The organism is Peribacillus sp. NPDC097264 (genome assembly GCF_050277925.1).
Lineage (GTDB): Bacteria > Bacillota > Bacilli > Bacillales > DSM-1321 > Peribacillus.
In genome coordinates this window covers 336,530-359,963 of record NZ_JBNNSR010000002.1, presented here as the reverse complement: position 1 = coordinate 359,963, position 23,434 = coordinate 336,530, and the positions used below count along the sequence as shown (strand labels likewise).

The 23,434-nt window shown below is 43.0% G+C and carries 22 protein-coding genes; all 22 read left to right on the top strand.

Annotated elements, in window-relative coordinates:
* The 22 genes from ftsY to ACQKL0_RS04265 all read left to right on the top strand — a co-directional run bounded on the left by ftsY (position 1) and on the right by ACQKL0_RS04265 (position 23,150).
* Positions 1-1,053, top strand: coding sequence for a signal recognition particle-docking protein FtsY (gene ftsY / locus ACQKL0_RS04370; RefSeq protein WP_402868269.1), 1,053 nt, complete (start codon positions 1-3; stop codon positions 1,051-1,053).
* 133 nt (positions 1,054-1,186) lie between these two features.
* Positions 1,187-3,568: a hypothetical protein gene (locus tag ACQKL0_RS04365; RefSeq protein WP_427686415.1), complete on the top strand. Its 2,382-nt coding sequence runs from the start codon at positions 1,187-1,189 to the stop codon at positions 3,566-3,568.
* A complete protein-coding gene (locus tag ACQKL0_RS04360) occupies positions 3,565-4,500 on the top strand; it encodes an ABC transporter ATP-binding protein (protein WP_402868272.1) in 936 nt (311 codons plus the stop codon). Before ACQKL0_RS04365 ends, ACQKL0_RS04360 begins: the two co-directional genes overlap by 4 nt.
* Positions 4,497-5,348 (top strand): ABC transporter permease, encoded by an 852-nt coding sequence (locus ACQKL0_RS04355; protein WP_402868274.1) that lies wholly within the window; start codon positions 4,497-4,499, stop codon positions 5,346-5,348. Before ACQKL0_RS04360 ends, ACQKL0_RS04355 begins: the two co-directional genes overlap by 4 nt.
* Positions 5,345-6,901, top strand: coding sequence for a hypothetical protein (locus tag ACQKL0_RS04350; protein ID WP_427686413.1), 1,557 nt, complete (start codon positions 5,345-5,347; stop codon positions 6,899-6,901). The genes ACQKL0_RS04355 and ACQKL0_RS04350 overlap by 4 nt, the downstream gene beginning before the upstream one ends.
* Positions 6,902-6,908: 7 nt before the next feature.
* Positions 6,909-7,913 carry an AAA family ATPase gene (locus tag ACQKL0_RS04345; protein WP_402868277.1) on the top strand — a complete coding sequence of 335 codons (1,005 nt, stop codon included), beginning with the start codon at positions 6,909-6,911 and terminating at the stop codon, positions 7,911-7,913.
* 68 nt (positions 7,914-7,981) lie between these two features.
* Positions 7,982-8,776, top strand: coding sequence for a DUF58 domain-containing protein (locus tag ACQKL0_RS04340; RefSeq protein ID WP_427686411.1), 795 nt, complete (start codon positions 7,982-7,984; stop codon positions 8,774-8,776).
* Positions 8,777-8,785: 9 nt separating this feature from the next.
* A complete protein-coding gene (locus ACQKL0_RS04335; protein WP_427686409.1) occupies positions 8,786-10,552 on the top strand; it encodes a vWA domain-containing protein in 1,767 nt (588 codons plus the stop codon).
* Entirely contained in the window at positions 10,542-13,328 is a 2,787-nt protein-coding gene (locus ACQKL0_RS04330; protein WP_427686407.1) for a VWA domain-containing protein, read from the top strand. The genes ACQKL0_RS04335 and ACQKL0_RS04330 overlap by 11 nt, the downstream gene beginning before the upstream one ends.
* A gap of 106 nt (positions 13,329-13,434) precedes the next feature.
* Positions 13,435-13,767, top strand: coding sequence for a putative DNA-binding protein (locus tag ACQKL0_RS04325; RefSeq protein ID WP_402868284.1), 333 nt, complete (start codon positions 13,435-13,437; stop codon positions 13,765-13,767).
* Positions 13,768-13,778: 11 nt separating this feature from the next.
* Positions 13,779-15,119 carry a signal recognition particle protein gene (gene ffh / locus ACQKL0_RS04320; protein WP_402868286.1) on the top strand — a complete coding sequence of 447 codons (1,341 nt, stop codon included), beginning with the start codon at positions 13,779-13,781 and terminating at the stop codon, positions 15,117-15,119.
* Between the two features lie 150 nt (positions 15,120-15,269).
* Positions 15,270-15,542 (top strand): 30S ribosomal protein S16, encoded by a 273-nt coding sequence (rpsP, locus tag ACQKL0_RS04315; RefSeq protein WP_053345299.1) that lies wholly within the window; start codon positions 15,270-15,272, stop codon positions 15,540-15,542.
* 13 nt (positions 15,543-15,555) lie between these two features.
* Complete coding sequence (locus ACQKL0_RS04310; RefSeq protein WP_402868288.1) at positions 15,556-15,786, top strand: KH domain-containing protein; 231 nt, start codon at positions 15,556-15,558, stop codon at positions 15,784-15,786.
* A gap of 221 nt (positions 15,787-16,007) precedes the next feature.
* Positions 16,008-16,394, top strand: coding sequence for a YlqD family protein (locus ACQKL0_RS04305; protein ID WP_402868290.1), 387 nt, complete (start codon positions 16,008-16,010; stop codon positions 16,392-16,394).
* Between the two features lie 10 nt (positions 16,395-16,404).
* Positions 16,405-16,923 carry a ribosome maturation factor RimM gene (gene rimM, locus ACQKL0_RS04300; RefSeq protein ID WP_402868292.1) on the top strand — a complete coding sequence of 173 codons (519 nt, stop codon included), beginning with the start codon at positions 16,405-16,407 and terminating at the stop codon, positions 16,921-16,923.
* On the top strand, positions 16,923-17,657 hold the full coding sequence (trmD, locus tag ACQKL0_RS04295; RefSeq protein WP_402868294.1) for a tRNA (guanosine(37)-N1)-methyltransferase TrmD: 735 nt from the start codon (positions 16,923-16,925) through the stop codon (positions 17,655-17,657). The genes rimM and trmD overlap by 1 nt, the downstream gene beginning before the upstream one ends.
* 131 nt (positions 17,658-17,788) lie before the next feature.
* Positions 17,789-18,136, top strand: coding sequence for a 50S ribosomal protein L19 (gene rplS, locus ACQKL0_RS04290; RefSeq protein WP_402868296.1), 348 nt, complete (start codon positions 17,789-17,791; stop codon positions 18,134-18,136).
* A gap of 210 nt (positions 18,137-18,346) precedes the next feature.
* Positions 18,347-18,901: a signal peptidase I gene (lepB, locus tag ACQKL0_RS04285; protein ID WP_402868298.1), complete on the top strand. Its 555-nt coding sequence runs from the start codon at positions 18,347-18,349 to the stop codon at positions 18,899-18,901.
* Positions 18,902-18,918: 17 nt separating this feature from the next.
* A complete protein-coding gene (ylqF, locus tag ACQKL0_RS04280; RefSeq protein ID WP_402868300.1) occupies positions 18,919-19,791 on the top strand; it encodes a ribosome biogenesis GTPase YlqF in 873 nt (290 codons plus the stop codon).
* A 174-nt stretch (positions 19,792-19,965) separates the two neighbouring features.
* Complete coding sequence (locus tag ACQKL0_RS04275) at positions 19,966-20,733, top strand: ribonuclease HII (protein ID WP_402868303.1); 768 nt, start codon at positions 19,966-19,968, stop codon at positions 20,731-20,733.
* Between the two features lie 21 nt (positions 20,734-20,754).
* Entirely contained in the window at positions 20,755-22,881 is a 2,127-nt protein-coding gene (locus ACQKL0_RS04270; protein ID WP_427686404.1) for a hypothetical protein, read from the top strand.
* Entirely contained in the window at positions 22,878-23,150 is a 273-nt protein-coding gene (locus ACQKL0_RS04265) for an EscU/YscU/HrcU family type III secretion system export apparatus switch protein (RefSeq protein WP_402987874.1), read from the top strand. The genes ACQKL0_RS04270 and ACQKL0_RS04265 overlap by 4 nt, the downstream gene beginning before the upstream one ends.
* The last annotated feature ends 284 nt before the right edge of the window (positions 23,151-23,434 follow it).

Below are 23,434 nucleotides of genomic sequence, written 5' to 3'. Positions count from 1 at the left end.
ATGAGTTTCTTCAAGAAGCTAAAAGAAAAATTCACGGCACAAGAAGAAAAAGAAACAGCTGTAGAAACAAAAGTAGAAGTAGAAGTTGAAAAAAAAGCAACATCCGAAATATCAATCGGGGAAAAGTTTAAGCAAGGTTTAACGAAGACGAGGAATTCCTTTACCGGAAGGGTTAATGAACTCGTTGCCCGTTACCGGAAAGTGGATGAAGACTTTTTCGAAGAACTTGAGGAGATTCTCATCCAGGCTGATGTAGGCTTCGATACCGTTATGGAATTAATCGACCAATTAAAAATGGAAGTGAAACTGCGCAATATCTCTGATACGAGAGAAGTGCAATCTGTCATTTCTGAAAAACTTGTTGAAATTTACCAAGGTGATGAAGAAGGAATATCCAGCTTGAACATTCAACAAGACGGCCTGACGGTCATTCTCTTTGTCGGTGTGAACGGTGTAGGTAAAACAACGACAATCGGTAAACTTGCCCATAAGTTTAAGGAAGAAGGCAAATCGGTCGTATTGGCGGCTGGTGATACTTTCCGCGCCGGAGCGATTGAGCAACTCGAAGTGTGGGGAGAACGTGTCGGTGTCAGTGTCATTAAACAAGGAGAAGGATCTGACCCTGCTGCTGTTATGTTCGATGCCGTTCAAGCGGCTAAGGCACGCAAAGCCGATATCCTGATTTGTGATACAGCAGGCCGTCTGCAAAATAAAGTGAATTTGATGAAGGAATTGGAAAAGGTGAAGCGTGTAATTGAACGTGAAGTGCCTGGTGCACCACATGAAGTGCTCCTTGCCCTTGATGCAACGACGGGTCAAAATGCACTCATTCAAGCGAAAACGTTCAAGGAAGCGACAGATGTAACGGGTATCGTCTTAACGAAGCTTGATGGTACAGCAAAAGGCGGAATTGTCATAGCGATCCGAAATGAGCTTTCCATTCCCGTGAAATTTGTCGGACTTGGTGAAAAAATGGACGATCTTCAAGAATTCGATGCTGAAAAATATGTGTATGGGCTCTTTGCCGATATCATTGATAAAGAAGAAGTATAAAGGTGGATAGTTTTAGCCGGAAGGGATTTTCCCTTCCGGTTTTTTTGATTTTTTTTACTTTTTATATAAATACTGTATACTTTTTCGTGATCTAATCGTCTATTAGGAGTATAGAAAAAAAGGGGGAGTTCGGTTGTTCAGAAAATTAAAGGGAATCGCTGCTTGTTTATTATTTTTAGGCCTATTTTTACATTCATATACAGTTCAAGCAAAAGCAGCGGACACGGACATAAAAATCTCGATTGAAACAGGGTTTGATGGATACATAACTCGGGCCAAGGCCATGCCGATGACCGTACATATCGAAAATAAGGGGGAGGCTTTCAGCGGTACGCTGATTTTTCAATTTCAGGCCGATTACGATTTCGGAGGGTCGCAAATTCTAAAAGTGGAATTGCCAAAGGAAAGCAAGAAAACCTATTCCGTTTCACTTCCAGGGTATACCGACGAAAATTATAATTATAATGGGACCGCACTGGCGAAGTCGATTTATCTCTATGAGGGAGATTGGAAGAATGGTAAAGAAGTAGACTATTCCGGCCCGAAGGTACTGGCACCTAAGTTCTTTGATGAAAGCGAGGACCTGATTGGAGTATTAAGTGAAAATTTCGATCGTTTGACGGAATTGAGAGTCTTGCCATCCCTCCAAGCCAGGATGGTCGAGTTGGAAAAAGAAGATTTGCCTAAACAGTCAATTGGCTATGAAATGTTAGATTATTTAATCATTGATGAATTTGCAATTGCCGCTTTGGATGAGGCACAACAGAAAGCACTAAAGGGTTGGATCCGTTCTGGTGGTGTATTGATTTCCGGGTCATCACCAAGTGCCGCTCAATCATACGGGTCCCTGTATAACCTTTTACCGATGAAGATGGATAAAGGAATCAAGATGGATTCATCCTTTCTTACAGAAAAGAAAAAAGATCGACCATCCTTTGAAAAATTGCCGGGCTTTACTGGTGAAGTGGAGAAAGGGACAGAAATCATTGCGAAGAGCGGGTCATCACCGGCCGTTGTCAAAAAGCAATATGGAAACGGGATGATTGTCCAGACGGCCTTTTCGTTAGGAGATGAGCCACTTGCCTCTTGGAAAGGATACGGCACGTGGTTTGAAGCGATTTTAAAGAAGGTGGAGTTGAATGCGTTTTCCACTTCAAGTGAATTCATGGACGAAGCAAGATGGGAAATGAATGACCCCAATAGTTACTTTGATGATACGAATTTATCCGTGATTCAATTGGCATTGTTGCTGTTAGTCTACGTTGTGATCATTGTACCGATTTTATTTGTTATTCTGAGGAAAATGGATAAAAGGGAGCACGCTTGGTGGATCATTCCTTTGATTGCCTGCATTACGACGATTCTAACGTTTGCCGTCGGAGCGAAAGATCGTCTTGCCAAACCTCAACTCAATCAATTGGGAATCTATCAAATTGAGGATGACCAAATCATCGGCATCCAATCGAATGTCCTCCTGTCCAATAAAGGAGGCAATTACAACCTGACTTTCCCGAAAAATGAGTTAGTTGCGATGCCAATGACTCAGGAGGGATTAGGTGGAAGCGTGAAAAGAGCACCAATGCTTGAAGAGAAAGCTACCGATATGGAATTGACCTTTCCAAACGTCGAATATTGGTCTACCAGGTCCTTTATAGGAAAGGTTTATAAAGAAAATGCAGGTCAATTGAAAAATGACTTGACCGTTGAAAACAGGACCTTGACAGGTACGATTCAAAATGAGACACCTTATGACCTTAAGGAATTAATGATCCTGACCGGCAATGAACGAATCAATCTCGGAACGTTGAAGAAGGGGGCAGAGATCAAGGTAAATGAAGCGTTAAAGAGTGATTTCTTATTTAAACCGTATGGAACGACATCGTCTTCTTGGAATAATGGAACTATGGGAAAAAAAATCGATATTGAAAAAATGCGCAGGGATCAGCTTCTTTACCTGACGGAGGCGTATTTCGGAGGGGCCTCGACAAAATCCGAACCTGTCATCGGCGGTATAACCGACGATTCAATCGTAGACGTTAGACTATCGAAAAAACCGAAAGTAAATATAGATAATCTGATTTTCCAAACATTCAGTCCGAAAACAATTTTGGCTGGGGAAGTGACATTGTCAAAAGAAATGTTCGCGGGGTCTGTGAATGCCCTCCGGGGTTCAGTTGGCGAAGAAGAAGGATATGGTACGTATTGGTTTGAAAGGGGAGAATATGAATATATCAGTTCAGTTCCAAAGATCATGAAGGACGATACATTCAAAGCGTCAGAAATGACGATTAAGTTCAGTAAACAAGATGTTAAGTATGAACTCTATAATTTTTCGACTGAAAAGTATGAATCGATACCTAAGGGAGAACGGGAAATTACTTTCAAAGGGACTAAGGATATATCATCCTATGTATCAAAACAAGGGAACATCCAGATAAAAGTCATGATAGATAATGATGATGACCCGAGTGTAAGGATGCCACAAATCACTGTGAAGGGAGTGGTGGAGAAATGATAGAAATTATACAGTTAACTAAACAATATGGCACGTTCACCGCATTGGATCATTTGGATTTGCAAATAGACAAAGGAACCGTGTTTGGTTTTGTCGGTCAAAATGGGGCAGGGAAATCCACGACTTTTTCCATTTTGGCTACCTTGCTTGCACCAACATCGGGAACGGCTTATATCAATGGCTACAATATATCGAAGGAACCTAAACAAGTCCGTAGCCAGATCGGTTATATGCCTGACTTTTTTGGTGTGTATGATCAATTGAAGGCTGAAGAGTACCTGGATTTTTACGGAGCAAGTTATGGTATACCCGTTTCGGAACGGAGTAAACTGATTCCACAACTGCTCGAGCTCGTAAATTTATCGGATAAAAAGGATTCCTATGTGGATCTTTTATCACGGGGAATGAAGCAACGGCTTTGTCTTGCAAGGAGTCTGATACACGACCCCGAAGTGCTTATTTTGGATGAACCCGCTTCCGGGCTTGACCCGAGGGCTCGTGTTGAAATGCGGGAGATTTTAAAGGAATTGAAACATATGGGTAAAACGATTTTGATATCATCGCATATTTTACCTGAACTTGCGGAAATGTGTGATGTGCTCGGCATCATCGATCAGGGTAAATTGAAAGCACAAGGGTCGGTCGCGGAAATCCAACATAAGCTGCAGGGCGAAAAGAGCCTGATTATTAAGGTTCATGAGGATATTGAGCGATCCATCGCTTTTCTAGAAGATAATCCGGATATTAGCCAGATCAATACGCATGTTGATGAAAAAACGATTCAGTTTCTATTCAAAGGAGATGCAGGGGCCCAACAACAGCTGCTGAAGTCCTGTATGTTGCAAGACTTGCCCATTGTCTCTTTTTCGGAAATAGAGACGGATCTGGAGGATGTGTTCATGGAAATCACGAAAGGGGTTGAACTGTCATGAAGAGCTGGCTGATGAATCCGGTTTTGAATAAAGAGTTTAAGCTACGCTTTCGCTCTTTTAAAAGTTTTTTAGGTGTATTATTCTATGTTCTTGCGATTGGTGCCATCGTTATCGGTATGATTTTTATTCAGTCTCTTAGTAGCATGGGCGGGCGCGTTGACCCGGATGCAAGCCGGAGTATGTTTATATTTCTATCCGTTATCCAACTGGCCTTGGTCTTGTTCATTACACCTGGACTGACGGCAGGCGTCATCTCGAGTGAGAGGGAGCGACAGACGTTAAATATTTTATTGACGACTTCCCAAAGCTCGACAGGCATCATTTTCGGGAAATTAATTTCATCCATTTCCTACTTGCTATTACTGGTTGTGGCCAGTTTACCGCTATATAGCATCGTCTTTTTATTCGGCGGAATTTCGCCGAATCAGCTTTTGATGGTGCTGGGCTTCAATGTCTTCACCGTCATCGTATATGGCAGTATCGGGGTGCTTTTTTCTACACTTGTGCGAAAAACCATTCCGGCGATGGTCACGACTTATGGAATCACATTGTTTTTAGTAGGTGGCACAGCTTTATTGACCCTACTATTCACTACCATGGCCGTGGGGAATCAGGTAAATGTCACCACACCAACGACTAACCCATTGCCTTACTTAGCGGCCATGCTAAATACCCCAATCGTATTAATCGGCTTTGTTGAACCGACTTACTCTGAGGAAATCCAGAAGTTATCGGGGATTGATTTTCCACTTTGGGCGTCTCATTTGATTTGTTACACACTTCTACTAATCGGGTCCGTTCTTCTAAGCGTTAAAAAGCTGCGCGTGGGAATGAAGACAAAACGATGAACAAGGATCTTACCCATGATGAACTCCAGTTTCTCAAGTTGATTAAACCCGTTAAGCGGCAACTTTTCATGCAGCATGTGATGAGGGAGGGGCAACTTTTACTCCTTGCCGTGTCTGCATGGACGACTTTACTATTTTTCATGGCACGTATAGTAGTCATACCCTTCGTTTTCCGTTATTTTTTCATTGGAATCATCTGTTTACTTGCTTTTTTTGTCTATAGAATCATTAAAGGAAAACCCGGTAATAAAACGGCTGCTTTGCTGTTTAACCAGTATGTTCCTGATGACCGTGTCGTGACGGGATTCGCTTTTTTAGGGGAGATTGGTGAGCTTAAGTCACTCCAGCTCAGGGATGCTATTCACCATATGAAAATCCATCAGGAGGAGGCCCTCAGAAGGAAGAAAGTATGGGTACATCCGAAATGGCTGACGCTAGCTCTTTGTTTAGCAATAGGAGGTTCCCTATTGGCAATTTTGCCAAATCAGAAAATGGATCAAGCCAGGCAGGCGGAAAAAGAAGTGAAGCTTGTCGAGGAGGTCAAAAAAGAGCTTGATGAAAAAGTGAAGGAAATAAAGGATCCTGATGTCAAAAAGACATTGAAAGATGTAAAAGAGAAAGTTGCGCTAGAGAAAGAGGCTGAGAAGGCCTTAGAGGCACTCGCCAAACAGTCAAGCGAGCTGCAATTAAAAGAAAAGAAGCAAAGAGAAAAGCAAGAGTCACTGGAAACCTGGAAGGATCAGTCAAAAAAAACCGGCCTTACGGAGCTGTCCAAGGCACTTGAACAAAAGGACATGCGACTGGTCGAAAAAGAACTGAAAGAACTAAATGAAAGATGGGATGAGCTGTCCAAGGAACAGAAGCAGGCCCTAGAGAGCTACACAGAGCAGGAGCTTCCATTAACGGAAGAACAATTGGATGTACTGATGCAGCAGTTGGAGGAAGCGATGGAATCGGGAGAACTTGCCAAGCAGTTAGCATCAGCCAATCAAGCTGTTCGTCAAGCGGGATCCCAACTTCAGAATAAAATGAGTCAAGATGGTATTCCTTCTTCTCAAACAGCTTTTTCTAACAGCGATGGAACACAAGGGAACCAACCCGCCAATCAGCCCCTAGGTCAGCCCTCCTCTACGCCTAATGGACAGCCCAACGCCAATTCTGGGAATAATCCCGGAAGCCAAAAAGGACAAGGACAAGGACAAGGACAGGGTCAAGGACAAGGACAAGGACAAGGACAAGGAGCAAGTGGAACCGGCGGAGGAAAAGGAGGCACGAAGGGGGGTGCTGGACAAGGGTCGAGGGAAATGCTGACGATTCCCGAAAAGACCGATGGAAAGCAGAATATGGAAACCGACAATGGGAAACTTGGTGAAGGGAGTGGCGAGCAGGAGGAGGCCGAGGGTCCAGTATTGAGGGGGAACTTGCGGAATTATGAGGAGGTCTATCAGCAGTATGAGGAATCTTATCGCAAAAGTACGGATCGCCTTAGGCTACCCTCTGATTTGAATGATATCGTCAAGAATTATTTTAATAATCTTGATCCGGAAAGGTAGTGGGAAAATGACGGAAAAAGAACAGCAGTTTAATGAAGCAGGGACTATGATTGAGAGAGTTAAGCAGGAAATCTCCCGTTTTATAGTTGGGCAGGAAGACGTGATCGATCAAGTTTTATGGAGCATTTTTGCAGGTGGCCACGTATTGCTTGAAGGCTTGCCGGGACTTGGGAAGACGATGCTCGTTCGGACGATTTCGGAATGCCTGGATTTAGAGTTTTCTAGAATCCAGTTTACACCAGATCTGATGCCTTCCGATATTACGGGAACCATGTTATTGCAACCTGGAGAGGACGGAAGGCAGCAGTTTACCTTCCATGAGGGGCCTCTTTTTTCTCATATCGTCTTAGCTGATGAAATCAATCGGGCGACGCCGAAGACACAGAGTTCGCTTTTAGAGGCAATGGGGGAGAGAACTGTAACAGTCATGGGGGAAACGAAACAGCTTGATCAGCCCTTCTTTGTGCTTGCAACCCAGAATCCAATCGATATGGAGGGGACGTATCCATTGCCCGAAGCCCAGATGGACCGGTTTATCTGTAAGATTCTTGTCCGTTATCCATCAAAGCAGGAATTAAAGCAGATTGCCCTTCGAACGACAGGCAGGGAAACCATTTCTATTGAAAAAGCTGCCTCCATCAAGGATGTTTTGTTACTGCAGCAACTAGTAAAGGAGGTCCTTATTTCAGAAGAGATGCTGGATTACGCGGTTTTGATTATTTCGAGTACTCATCCAAATGTGGAGGAATCGCCGGAACTTGTCCGGCAATACGTTCAATTCGGAAGCGGACCTCGTGGGTTGCAAAGCTTGATCAAAATGGCAAAGGCAAGGGCTTTATTTGCCGGGCGTTATCATGTTTCTGCCGGTGACTTGAAGCAAACGGCCTATCCTGTGCTGAGGCATCGGATTATACTCAACTTTGAAGCGGAAGCAAACGGGGTTCTCATCGATTCCATTATTTCTGAAGTCGTTGAGTCGGCGTATAAATTAGGAAAAGGAACACCGGTTTGATGGTAGCTTATGCTTTTTTAGAAAGGCTACAGAAAAAGAGATTGCTCGTGAAAACGAGGAAGCGAGGGATGCATAAAGGTTCGAGACGGTCGAGTGCGTTTGGTTCTTCGCTTGAGTTCTCCGATTTTCGGGCCTATCAACCGGGAGACGATGTCCGGCAAATCGATTGGAATGTATTTGGCCGAACCCAGAAGCATTATATAAAAAGGTTCCTCGATGAACAGGAGTTATCTGTGGCCGTTTACCTGGATATGTCTTCTTCGATGCGAGCTCTCCCGGGAAAATGGGAACAGGCGCGAAAGCTCGCCGCTTCATTGAGCTTTGTTGTCCTTGTAAGCGAAGACCGTCTGAATTTTGTTCCCGTCGGTAATCAAGGAGCCCATCCTATTCGACGTAAAGGAGCGGTTCACCGTAAAAGGGTTTTTCGAGAGATAGCTGGATTGGAAGATACGGAGAGAAGCGGGGAGTTTTATGAGCAACTTGGCAAAGTGATGGTGAGGAATCAGCAACTTGCGATTATCATCTCGGATGGTCTTGAGCCCATCGAAAAGGTGGAGGCGACTTTAAGAAAGCTACGCTCGGCAAGACAAGAAGTCTGGTTCATTCAACTGCTGGGGAAAGAGGAACTTCAACCTATGTATGATGGGGACCTGAAGTTTGTGGATAGTGAAATGGAAACAGCGGTCAATGTTAGCCTTAATCCGACCCTCATCGACAACTATCGAAGGCGTCTAGCACACCATAACGAGCAGCTTGAAGCTATCTGTGAAAGTCTTGGCAGCCGCTATATGCTCATATCTGCTGAAACGGATATACAAACGATTTTATTTCACGACTTCCCACGCCACGGGCTAATGAATTGAGGTGAAGATATGCATATTTCAAACCCACTCTTTTTTCTATTGACCATTTTTATCGGAGCCGTCATTCTGTTTTATTTTTTCCGGAAGCAATATGAGAAAACGACGATTTCGTCCAATTTATTATGGGAGCAGGTGCTGAATGAATGGCAGGCTTCTCCATGGCTTCATAAATTACAGCATAATCTCTTATTCTGGCTTCAACTTCTCGTACTTCTCCTCCTCATGTTCGCGTTGGTTCGACCCTTTTGGTTTCAAAAGGGCATTCCGGGCGACCACCTAATCCTAATTGTCGACACATCGGCTTCGATGAGTGCAAAAGAAGGGGAGCTCACCCGGTTTGAAAAAGCCAAGCAAGAAGTGGGGGAGATGCTTCAAGCGGTGGATGATCAAGAAGTGACAATCATAGATGCTGGTCAAAAGCCTGTGATACTTGCCAATCACGAAACAAACCGGGCTGAGTTAAAAAAACAAATAAAAGAAATGGAGCTAACATACAGTCATGAGCATGTTGATAAGGCATTGAAACTGGCAGACTCGCTAGCGGCTGGAAAAGAATCGGTCATTCATTTATACTCCGATGCGGTTGTGGAGGAGGACCTTAGGGGGTTATCGGAAGACATTCCCATTGGTGTACATAATTTCAGCAGCCTGACTGGCAATCTCTCCTTGCTTTCATTTGGCACGGCAAGCTCTGAAGGAGGCATTACTGGGGTGGCGGTCATTGAAAATCAAACGAAGCAGGATGAAACGGTGAAATTTCAAGTAACGAATGGAAAAGATGTTCTATTCACAAAAAGGATAATGGTGAAAGCAAGCAGCGAGAAAATAATTGATATACCGGTTCTGAAAGAAAAACCGTATTATACGGCCTCCATCATTGTGGATGATGACTATTCAGCGGACAATGAAATGACGGCCATCCAAACGGCCATATATGAGAAAGTCTATGCAGTGGGGGATGTGAATCCATTTTTGATTAATGGGCTCGAAACGATTGGCCTTGATATCATCCAGCTTGAGGATAAAGAAAAAGTCGAAATGGATGGAATCGTGATTGCCGAAGGAGTGGACTTAGAGGAACTTGGATCGTACCCGCTTCTTTTTATCAATGCCACTGAAAAAGGAAAACAAAAACTGACAGGTCAACCAAAGGGAACGGGTGACCCACTCATGGACTACGTAAATATGGACAAAGTGTATATTAAATCGTCATCCCCTCCGATCAGCAAGCAATGGCATCATGTTACTACAAGTGAGGGTATACCGCTCATTCAAAAAGGTACGCACCAAGGACAGCCGATCATTGCCCTGAACTTCTCCGTTGCGGACAGCGATTGGCCGTTACAACCTGGATTTCCTATATTTTTATATAATTCCTATCAATGGCTGACCCAACAGTCGAACTTTCTAGGTTACTATCAGCCTGGTGAAGAAAAGTGGTTGAATCTTGGAACGGAAACGGGAAAATTGGCTATATTTACAGAGTCCGGAACGAATCTCTTTTCCATTGATTTGCAAAAGGAGGGTTTTCGAGCGCCAAATAAGCCTGGTATATACGAAGCGATGGCGGGAGAACAGGCATTTTACTTTTCGGTATTATTGGACGAAAGGGAAAAAAGAGTCGATTCAGCTCCGTCGTTCAAGATGAATATGAAATCATCAGAGTTGAAAGAAGGGGGAAGCGATACAAAACAGGATATCTTATGGTACTGGCTGGCTTGTATGGCCCTTCTGCTACTAATGGCCGAATGGGAGGTATATCGACGTGGGTATTGATGTTACTTATCCCCTGGTTTTTTTATTGCTGATTCCCTGTGCAGCCCTTATTTATATGCATGTGATAAAATCACGTAATCAAACGAAGCATGTAGAGACGGTCGTTGTGGCCATATTGCGGTCATGTATTTTTTTTCTCATTGTATTGGCACTGAGCGTTCCGCAATTGCTACAACCTATCAAGGGATCGACGGTTGTTTTTTTAGTCGATCGTTCTGCAAGTGTCAAAGACTCTGGCACAAAGTCGCTTGCTTGGATTGAGAAAAGTGTTGAAACAATGGGTAGAGACGACTCCTTTGCGGTGGCAGCCTTTGGGGGCAGTGCCGTTGCTGAGCAGGCGTTGTCGACAAAACATACACCCATAAGCCAATTTAGCGGTGAAGTGGAAGAAGAGGCAAGTCAATTGGATTCAGGCATTCAATTTGCTTCCTCGCTCATTCCGAGCTATTCAAGTGGGAGAATCGTCCTTTTTTCGGATGGCAATGAAACGTCGGGAAGCAGTGTGGAGGAGGCCAAACTACTTGCAAATAAAAATATTGAGCTCGACATCGTGCCACTAATCGAATCGATTGGCGAAGATGTCGCCCTGAAGAATGTAACGATTCCCCCATCTATCTATCAAGGCGAAAAAACGGAGATTTCATTGGAGGTCTTTAGCAATACAGCGAAAAAAGCGACTGTCCGCATTTCACTGAATGATCAGGAAATCATCAAAAAGGCAGTGAGTGTAAAAGAAGGGACTAATTTATTCTCTGTTTCTCATACAGCCGAGAAAACTGGACTACAAGTATATAAGGCCGAAATCATCGCTGAAAATGATACATTTGCGGAAAATAACCAATTGCAGGCAATCACGAATGTAAAAGGCACACCCAAAGTATTGATTGTCGAAGGTGAGTCAACAGGACGGCTTGAAAATATTTTGAACGGCAGCGGGCTAATTGTCGAATCGACGATACCGGAAAAACTGCCGACCACTTTATCCGGTTTTTTACAATACCAATCGATTGTGTTTAATAATGTTCCTGCCACCTCAGTCTCGGAAATTCAAATGAAAATGATAGAGCGGTCCGTTAAGGATTTCGGTAATGGGTTCGTGATGACCGGCGGAGAAAATAGTTTCGGGCTCGGCGGGTATTTCAAGACACCCATTGAGAGATTACTTCCAGTAGATATGGACATCAAAGGAAAAAAAGAGATGCCATCTCTTGGACTGATGATTGTTCTCGACCGATCAGGCAGTATGGATGGAAACAAGCTATCATTGGCAAAGGAAGCAGCTGCCCGCTCTGTTGAACTTTTGCGTGAAAAGGATACGTTTGGATTCATTGCCTTCGATGACCGACCATGGGAAATCATCGAAGCAGCCCCACTTAAGGATAAGGAAAAAGTCGTGGAGAAGATTCGTACACTGTCTTCAGGTGGCGGTACTGAAATCTTCAGCTCGCTTGAAATGGCCTATGATAAGTTAAGGGATGAAAGGTTGCAGCGGAAGCACATTATTTTGTTGACCGATGGACAGTCAAACGCTTCAAGTAATTATGAAGACTTGATTGAAGAAGGAAAGGAAGAGAACATAACCCTCTCTACCGTTTCAATTGGAAATGATGCCGATAAGAACCTACTTGAGGACTTGGCCGACTTTGGTGCGGGGCGCTATTACGATGTCACGGATGCTTCCGTTATTCCGAGCATTTTATCGAGGGAAACCGTCATGGCGAGCCGCACTTACATTGAGGATACCCCATTTTATCCATCTATCAAGGACAATCCGGAATGGAACGGATTGTTTAAGGATGGCGTACCTAAGATGAATGCCTACATCGCGACAACTGCAAAGCAGCGTGCATTACAGTCGCTGATCAGTGAAAAAGAGGATCCCGTCCTTGCCGAGTGGCAATATGGAATGGGAACGACGGCAGCTTTCACTTCGGACATTAGTGGGAAATGGTCGGGCGATTGGCCTGCTTGGGGAAAGTGGGGGACATTTCTCAATCAATTGATCACAAACACGTTGCCCAAGTTCGAAAGTGAGCCGTATATGCTCACACAGGATAATGGTGGGGAGGAAACGGTCATCAACCTTGAATCGTCCACACAAAATCACCTTCCTGTATCGGCAAATGTAGTGTCTGAAAAAGGTGAGGAAGTAGACGTCAATACGAAGCTCATCGCGCCGGGAAAATACGAAGTCATCATGCCTAAGCAATCAGGGATGTATTTTCTCAGCATAAAACAAGATACCAAGGGTGGAAGTACGAATCTATATCAAACAGGTTTCACCGTGCCCTATTCAGAGGAATACCTGCAACAAGGCCTAAACAAAGCGCTTATTAAGGAATTATTGGCTGTTTCGGGTGGTCAGGAGTTGAAGGATGAATCTGAGGCATTCCGGCCATTGCAAAATACGTCAAGGCAAGAACAAAGTATTAGTTCTTGGCTGCTTTTATCGGCATTCTTGCTCTTATTTTGCGAAATTGCGGTCCGAAGGTTTGGTTGGCACAGAGTTTCGCGTATCTTTTCGGGAAGTCGTGAAAAATCAGAAACCACTTCATCTAGGCAAAACGAAAGAGTCGCAAAACTGAAAAAGGTAAAACAAAAAGTTGGTAAGGAAGAAGCATTAAAGAAGCAGCCTGTAGAAATCGAGCAAAAAAAGGAGCAGGTAAAATCAGTGCCAGCTCGCCACCACAAGAAGGAACCTGTAAATAAACTATCGGAATCGGAACGTGAAGAGCAGATGAAGCGCCTGATTGAAGCGAGAAAACGAAAAAAATAATGATTTTTATCTTGTGGTAAGGAGTTTAGCTTGACATGAAATAATCGACACTATACAATATAAACTTGTAAAGGGTTTTCACTTAACAGCAGGGAGGCTTGCTAACATGCTTGAAAAGACAACGCGGATTAATTATTTGTATGACTTTTACCAATCGTTGTTAACGGAAAAGCAGCAGAGCTATATGGCCCTCTACTATCTGGATGATTACTCTCTTGGAGAGATTGCCAATGAATACGAAGTCAGTAGGCAGGCAGTCTATGATAATATAAAAAGAACAGAAGCAATGCTCGAAGAATATGAAGCGAAGCTATTGTTATTTCAAAAATTTCAAGAGCGTAACCAATGGATTGCGAATGTGAAGGATCTTTTAGAGAAGGAATCCTTTTCTAAAGAAAAGTTGCTTGACGCAATTACAGCGCTTGAGAAGTTAGATTAGGAGGCGGCAATATGGCATTTGAAGGATTGGCCGACCGACTGCAGAACACGATGCAAAAAATCCGTGGAAAAGGGAAGGTCAACGAAGCCGACGTTAAAGAAATGATGCGTGAAGTTCGTTTGGCCCTGCTTGAAGCGGATGTTAACTTTAAAGTCGTGAAGGAATTTGTGAAGCGTGTAAGTGAGCGTTCGGTAGGCCAGGAAGTGCTAAAAAGCTTAACCCCCGGTCAACAGGTAATTAAAGTAGTTAAGGAAGAATTGACTCAGCTGATGGGCGGCGAACAGAGTAAGATTGCCGTTGCCTCCAAACCACCGACTGTCATTATGATGGTAGGTCTTCAAGGGGCAGGTAAAACGACGACTACCGGAAAGCTGGCAAATCTTCTTAGAAAAAAATACAACCGTAAGCCATTGTTGGTTGCGGCTGATATTTACCGTCCGGCGGCGATTAAGCAGCTTGAAACACTTGGCAAACAATTAAGCATGCCTGTTTTTTCCCTAGGTGATCAGGTCAGTCCTGTAGAAATTGCGAAACAGGCGATTGAAAAGGCGAAGGAAGAACATCATGATTATGTGTTGATTGATACCGCAGGTCGCCTCCATGTTGATGAAAATCTGATGGGCGAACTGAAAGATATCAAGGAATTGACCAAACCGGATGAAATCTTCCTAGTTGTCGATGCGATGACAGGTCAGGATGCTGTCAATGTGGCTCAAAGTTTCAATGAACAGCTCGGTCTAACTGGAGTCGTATTAACGAAGCTAGATGGAGATACTCGTGGTGGTGCGGCACTTTCTATTCGTTCCGTTACGGACACGCCGATTAAATTTGTCGGTATGGGCGAAAAATTGGATGCACTTGAAGCATTCCATCCAGAAAGGATGGCTTCAAGAATCCTTGGTATGGGTGATGTATTGACCCTTATCGAAAAAGCACAAGCCAATGTTGATGAAGAAAAAGCGAAAGAATTAGAGAAAAAGATGCGTACCGCTACTTTTACCTTTGATGATTTCCTTGAACAGCTTGGTCAAGTGCGCAATATGGGACCGCTTGATGATATTTTGAAGATGATTCCTGGTGCGAATAAAATGAAAGGGATGGATAACCTTCAGATCGATGAGAAACAGATTGGTCATGTTGAGGCTATCATCCGTTCAATGACGACGCAAGAGAAAGAACATCCAGAAACCATGAATGCATCCCGCAAGAAACGGATTGCCAAAGGGAGCGGAAGATCGATCCAAGAAGTGAACCGTCTACTGAAGCAATTTGAAGAAATGAAAAAGATGATGAAACAAGTTACAAGCATGCAAAAAGGAAAGAAAAAGGGATTTAAATTCCCGTTCATGTAAGTTTTTTTCATGGGAAATGAGCATAAAAATAGGCTGAAACCGCCTATTTAAACACTTTTTTCACCTGTTAAGAAAAAAACCTTTACAAACATACAAGACATTTGATATTATACTATCTTGTGTGAAACTATTCGGAGGTGCTTATTTAAAATGGCAGTAAAAATTCGCTTAAAACGTATGGGAGCAAAAAAATCTCCTTTCTATCGTATTGTAGTTGCAGATTCTCGTTCACCACGTGACGGACGTTATATCGAAGTAGTGGGAACTTATAACCCGGTGACTCAACCAGCTAAAGTTGACATCAATGAAGAGCTTGCTCTTAAATGGTTACAAGATGGAGCTAAACCATCTGATACAGTTCGCAACTTATTCTCAACTCAAGGCATCATGGAAAAATTCCATGTTGCAAAAAACAGCAAGTAATCGACGCTAGTTGATGAAATCTTTAATTGAAACGATTGTTTCAGCACTTGTGGATCATCCGGAAGAGGTTATTGTAACTTCGAAGGAAGAAGCCGACCGGGTTGTTTATGTCCTCTCCGTTCATAAAGAAGACATGGGCAAGGTCATCGGTAAACAAGGGCGTGTTGCTAAGGCGATTCGAACTGTGGTATATGCAGCAGGATCTTCACAGCAGAAGAAAATCTATTTGGAGATTTCCGAATAAGGAGGGCTAATCCCCTCCTTTTTTTGTACTTCAAGAAAAGTTCAATCCCGGGTCTACTTGCAATTTCATGGATTCGGGGTTTAATTTTCATTCTTTTGAGACACATCTTTCACCATTTTACGTTATACTTAAGAGAATGACCCTCATTTTTTCAAAAGATTACCCTATCATACATATTTTTTGAACGAAATAAGAAATCATAGATAATAGGAGGCGCTGGAATGAAAATTCTCCAAAATGTAATCGTTAACCAAGTATTAACGGAATCCAGCAAGAATCAGCTCCTCGATAAGTACAAATCAAAACGACTACAACTTCAAAAAGAAAGTGAACAGCTTCGTTTTGAACTGAAAAAACTTGAAAAGACCCGTAACCTTCAGCCCGCCAGCCTTCGTTCTCATTTTGAAAAAGAAATTAACCAAAGGCAGGAAAAAATCAAACTGCTTGAATTTCAAATGGAACAGTTGGAAATCCTTCCTATTGGAAGCGAACTGAAGGAACGGGAAGTCCAAAGCATTATTGATGTAGAAATCGGGGAAGATTGGGACGATCTTATGACAACGAAGACAATTGTCATTAAAGATGGAATTGTCTCGGAAATTCGTTAGAGGTGAAAGAATGGAAAACTGGTTTAATGTAGGTAAAATCGTCAATACGCACGGTCTTCTAGGAGAAGTCCGTGTTATTTCATCAACAGATTTCCCGGAGAAGCGGTACAAAGTTGGCAATACGCTGTATTTGTTCAGGGAAACAGAGAAAAAACCATTGCCGCTTACAATCAGGTCACACCGGACTCATAAAAACTTTAATCTATTGACGTTTGAAAACTATTATAACGTCGGTCAGGTAGAAGCTTTCCGCAACGGGATTTTGAGAATAAAGGAATCACAGCTTGGCAAACTGGATGAAGGGGAATTTTTCTTCCACGAGATCATCGGCTGTAAGGTCTTCACGGATGAAGAAGAGGAAATAGGAGAAATCGTAGAGGTATTGACTCCAGGTGCCAATGATGTTTGGGTCATTAAAAGGACGGCAGGCAAGGATGTTCTAATACCGTATATCGATCAGATTGTAAAAGAGGTCGACATCTCGGAGAAAAAGGTTATCATCACGCCGATGGAAGGACTATTGGACTGATGAAAATCGATGTACTTTCTCTTTTTCCAGAAATGTTCGAAGGAGTGCTTGGTTCCTCTATGTTAAAAAAGGCGGCAGAAAAGCAGGCTGTCAGCTATCGAGTGACCAATTTCCGCGATTACGCAGATAATAAACATTCAACTGTTGATGATTACCCATATGGCGGTGGGGCAGGCATGGTGTTGAAGGCACAGCCCATTTTTGATGCTGTAGAAGCGATCAAAGGCCAAGGTGACCTAAAACCTAGGGTAGTACTCCTTTGCCCGCAGGGGGAGCGCTACACGCAGAAAAAAGCAGAGGAACTTGCAAAGGAAGAACATCTCATTTTCGTATGCGGCCATTATGAAGGATATGATGAGCGTATCAGGGAGCATATCGTCACAGATGAGATATCAATAGGCGACTATGTACTTACAGGTGGAGAATTGGGGGCCATGGTCATTATAGATAGTGTTGTCCGCTTGTTGCCGGGTGTTCTTGGAAATGTTGATTCCCCGATTCTTGATTCCTATTCTTCTGGTTTATTAGAGCACCCTCATTACACTAGACCTGCAGATTTCCGGGGCATGAAAGTCCCGGATCCACTCATATCCGGAAATCATAAAAAAATAGATGAGTGGCGGATGAAAGAATCATTACGGAGAACATGGCAGAGACGACCTGATTTGCTTGAAAGCTATGAACTTTCCGATCTTGAGAAAAAATTGCTGTCAGAGATTCAAAAAGAAGAATGATCGCTATTGCATCAATGCATATTGTATGGTAGGATAGACCTTGTGACTTGGGCAAAAGTCCGGTCTTATATCGATGTTCCGCTGCAAAACAATTCAGTATTTGCAAGAGCGTCCAGGAGGAGTTGGAATTCATGCAAAATCTTATTAACGAAATTACAAAAGAACAACTTCGCACAGATCTTCCATCATTCAGACCTGGTGACACAGTACGTGTACACGTTAAGGTTATTGAAGGAACTCGCGAACGTATTCAGTTGTTTGAAGGCGTTGTAATCAAACGTCGTGGCGGCGGAGTTAGTGAAACTTTCACAGTACGTAAGATTTCTTACGGCGTTGGAGTAGAACGTGCTTTCCCTGTTCACACACCAAAAATTGCGAAATTAGAAGTTATCCGTCACGGTAAAGTCCGTCGTGCGAAACTTTATTACCTACGCGAACTTCGTGGTAAAAAAGCACGTATTAAAGAAATTCGTCGTTAATTCTTCGAATCTCTCTATGCGGGTTTACCATGATCCACATAAGGTGCGAAACCAAATCGTATACAAAAAAAGGAGCCTGTTTAACAGGCTCCTTTTTTTATCGATTAAACCATCCGGAAAAGAAGTGAGAGGGTCCTAAACCTGCTCGCTATAGCGTCCGTAACATGTTAAAATGATTAGATGATATGCTTTTCTAAAAGGGTGGTAAGGATGGCGAAAAAGAAAAATGAATTGTGGGAATGGATAAAGGCAGCCCTAATTGCGGTCATTTTAGTAACGCTTATTCGTTATTTCCTTTTGGCCCCAATCTATGTGGACGGCTTTTCCATGATGCCGACTTTGAAGGATACAGACCGTATGCTCGTTAATAAATTCTCTTATTCAGTGGGTGAACCAAAAAGATTCGATATCATCGTCTTTAAAGCGCCGGAAGGCAAGGATTACGTTAAACGGGTCATCGGTCTTCCCGGTGAAAAGGTGGAATATAAAGATGATATACTTTATGTGGATGGAAAAGCATATGGCGAACCATATTTGGATGAATATAAAAAGCAATTGATTGATGGTGGACCATTGACCGAGCCTTTTACATTAAGTGATATCATTGAACAGGAAACGGTGCCTGAAGGACATTTATTTGTTTTGGGAGATAATCGTCGCTTCAGCAAGGACAGCCGCCATATCGGGGTTGTTTCGTACCGGGAAGTGTTAGGCAAAACTAAATTAGTTTACTGGCCAATCAAAGACTTTCGATTGGTGGAATAGTAGAAAGGTGGATTCCATTGACAATACAGTGGTTCCCTGGCCATATGGCCAAAGCGAGACGGGAAGTAACAGAAAAATTAAAACTGGTGGACATCATATTTGAACTTGTGGATGCACGTATCCCGGCATCTTCACGGAATCCGATGATAGATGAGATTATCCAGCATAAACCAAGGCTTATCTTGTTGAATAAAGCCGATATGGCTGATCCGGTAAAAACCAATCAGTGGCTTGATTATTATAAATCACAAGGTAAAACGGCAATTGCTATTAACTCACAGGCGGGAAATGGTCTGCATCAGATTACGACGACTTCTAAAATGCTCTTGAAAGAGAAGTATGATCGGATGGAGTCAAGAGGAATCAAGCCGCGTGCGATTCGTGCGATGATCGTCGGGATTCCGAATGTCGGGAAATCGACGCTGATCAATCGGCTTGCTAGGAAGAACATTGCCAAAACGGGCAACACGCCTGGTGTGACGAAGGCCCAGCAATGGATAAAGTTCGGTAAGGAACTCGAACTTTTAGATACACCGGGGATTCTGTGGCCTAAATTCGAGGATCAGGAAGTCGGTTTAAGACTGGCCTTGACAGGAGCAATCAAGGATACGATTTTAAACTTGCACGAAGTCTCTCTCTATGGTCTTCGCTTCTTGGAAAAAGAATATCCAGATCGGTTGAAATCACGATATAATCTTGATGTCATCCCACAAGAAACGCTGGAACTTTTCGATGCAGTTGGGAAGTTCAGAGGATGTATAGCCTCTGGAGGATATATCGATTACGATAAGACCGCAGAACTGGTCGTTCGTGAAATCCGTTCTGAAAAGATGGGCCCGCTCACATTCGAGCTACCGCCTAAAGAGGACCAAGAAAACACGCCCGACTAACCTCTGTCCGGGCCAAGCTGTACAAGAGAATAAACACGGAGCGGGACTTTAGGCATCGAAGGTTGTTTTAACCTAAATGATGTCTCTTTTCCGCTCCGTATTTTTGATGGAACTATAGGAATGTAACATTTCTGCCGATACTTATAATGATGGGTGATAAAAATGAAAACAGCCATGAATATTAACGAAATTTCTTCAAGATTAAAATCCATAAGTAATCCGGAAGATCCTTTTTTGCAAGAATGCCGGGAGGATGCTCGCAAGGGAGTCGCCGATTTAATCGGCAAATGGAACAAATCCTACGAAAAAGCTCAACAAATCAGGGATACCTTCTTAAAAATGTCAGAGTTTGAGCGAGAGCTGCGCCAACAAGGGTTTTCGGTTCTTGCCGGTATAGATGAAGTAGGAAGAGGGCCCTTGGCTGGTCCGGTAGTGACAAGTGCGGTTATTTTACCAGAGACTTTCTATTTGCCTGGGCTAAATGATTCGAAAAAAATTTCCGAGTCCAAAAGGGAACAATTTTATGAGGCGATTCATAAAGAGGCTATATCAATTGGGATAGGCATTGTACATAGCGAAGAAATCGACGAAATCAATATCTATCAGGCTACGAAAAAGGCCATGATGGCAGCGGTGAACAATCTTTCGGAATTGCCGGATCATTTATTGATTGATGCAATGGAACTGGATATGCCCATTCCTCAGCTCTCGCTAATAAAAGGAGATGCTAGAAGTATTACCATATCTGCGGCTTCAATCGTCGCTAAAGTGACACGTGACAGGATGATGAAGGAATATGGGGTAAAGTACCCGGAGTATGGATTTGAAAAGCATATGGGCTATGGTACGAGCCAACACCTCGAAGCTCTCGATAAGCATGGGCTTACACCATGGCACAGAAGAAGTTTCGCACCTGTAAAGGAAATTGCGGCAAGGAAATAAGGATTAAAGGAGGATGAGGGGATGCAATCAATAACAAATGGTCAGTCTGTTTCTACACCCGTTGGGATACAAGGAAGCACGAATCTAAAGAGTGGGCAAATTCTTTTCGGAAAAGTGAATAAGATCTTTCCGAACCAAACGGCTGAAGTGCAGATTGGCCAACAAAAAATGATTGCGCACCTGGACGTCCCGCTACAGGTTGGGGAAAGATATTGGCTTCAAGTGCAGCCAAATGAGGGACAGGTGGTTTTGAAAGTACTTGATTCCCCGAATGTGAACCTCTCGAATACAAAAGAAGCAGCGGCACAGCTACTTGTTTACCTTGGTGTTAAGTCGGAACCAGAGTCTACAAAGCTTGCCGAGTTTTTACTGAGAAATCAATTCCCCATCACCAAAGATTTCTTCTCATCAGCATTGCAATGGGTTAAAGCGGCAAGTACAACTGAATCGGGACTTTCTGTTATTAAAACGATGTTTACGCAGCAGCTACCTTTTGTTAAGGATGTATTTTTTGCCTTGGCCGAACTAGCAAAAGGTGAACCTTTTCATAAGTTACTAAGTGGTCTGCAACAACAATTACAGGAAAGCGGATCTGACACAAAGACGCTGGTGCAGCTAAAAGCCGTATTGGAGTCCCTACATATTACTAAACAAGATCAATTGCAACAAACTGGTTTGCACAGACTTATTGCAATTTGGCTTGATTCCAAGTCGACACCAGATATGAAATCAGGAGCCTTTTCCTTGCTTCAAAAGACTGGTTTCATTCCAAGTGGGATAACTGAAACGGAATTACTGAGAAGAATAGTTGCTGAATCGGTGCGGTCGCCGGAACCCATGAAGACCCCAACGGCTAATAAACTACAGCAAGGACTGCAAGCACTAGCAAATGGAACGCTTGGACAAGGGAATATGGAATCTAACCTTATTAAACTATGGGGGAGTTCGGATATAGGAGCGAAGGCATCTTCAGATGTAAAAGATGTAATACCGTATAAAAGCATCGCAACCGATGAAAGGTCTGGACTTAATCTAAACCTGCTTGAACGTGCTTTTGGGAAAGGCTCCTCGGCAAGGGAACCAGGGACTATCCCTATGATTCAACGGAATGGAATCCAAAGCGGAAATGAAGGGCCGGAGTTAATCTCAGAATCATTAAAGAGCTCTAAGGCTGATACCCAATGGCAGGGGATGCAACAGACGGTCCGGCAAATTCCAGTGTTTACAAAAGAAGTCCTTAATCTTACTTCACATTTACTTGAACGTGCTTTTTCCGAGGTGTCTGCCAATCGTAAAATCACCCCGGTCGATCTAGAAGTCGATGAATTATTGAGTCAAATAAATAAGGATGTAGGGCAAGTTGGTGAGTCGAAGGGGAAAGTGGGGGATCTTCTACTTCAGGCTTTTAAGCAAGTTCCAGAAACTCCCTCTGCTGCTATCAATCCCGAGAAACTAGTGCTGAGCCATTTAATAGATGAAGGTTTTCAACCAAATGATTTTACAAATGGGACAGCTGTAGCCCAACAACTGAAAGAATGGACCAAAATGCTTGGGCTTCAACTGGAGCATGTTCTTGCTAATCTATCGGGAGGCGAATCGGAAGCGCTATCAGAGGAGTTAGAAACTCTCAAGCCTTTACTCCTAAAATTGTTGAATGAGCAGCATCCATCAGCAATTAAAGACATGGCTGAACAAATAGTGAATCGGCTCACTGCTCAGCAGGTTCTTTCACAGGATAACGGACCCATGCAAAATTTATTGCTCACCCTTCCTCTCAACTTAGGTTCGTTCCAAACGGATTTAACGTTGCAATGGAGTGGAAGGAAAACAAAGGATGGAAAGATCGATCCTGATTACTGTTGTATCCTGTTTTATTTAGAGTTAGAGAACCTTAACGAAACCATCATTGACATGCAAATCCAAAACCGCGTCATCAACGTGACTATCATTAACGAGCAGAATCAAACAATTGAAACTGCGGCGAGTAATTATCTGGACGTGTTGAAGGATAATTTGCGATTGATGGATTACAAGTTATCAGGAGTTTTATTTCAGGACACAACACGCACAAGAAATACGGGTGTGAGGCAGACTACTGTTCCTTTTTCAGAGACAGGAACTTATAGTGGGGTGGACATTCGGATATGAAACAGGAAAAACGGAAAGAAGCGATTGCCTTAAAGTATGATGCAAAGTCATCACAGGCACCTGTCTTGTTGGCTAAGGGAAAAGGCAAGACGGCAGAGAATATCCTGGTAAAGGCAGAGGAACTGAATATTCCTGTACAGAAGGACGAAACGTTAACGGAACTTTTAGGTCAGCTTGATATTAATCAAACGATACCGGAAGAATTATATGGAGCTGTTGCCGAAGTATTCGCTTTTGTTTATAAGGTGGACCGGAATGCTAAAAGTTAAAACCCTAATTTTATTCGGCAGGTTAAAAAAATGGTCGGATTGTGAAGGAAACCATAAAAAGTACTGAAAAAAATCATTATATTAAAAACATAGTAAACTAATGATAAAAGGATGAAGCAGAAGCTTCGTGCTTTTATTTTTTTGTCCAAAAAAAATAAATAAGGGTGCAAATCTTATAAAAGTGAAGAAAGAAATTCCTAAAAAATGGCTTTAAATAAGGTGTTTAATTAAAAAAGTCTGTAGGTGTAAAATGATCATCCTGAAAATGAGCCTATGAATGAATA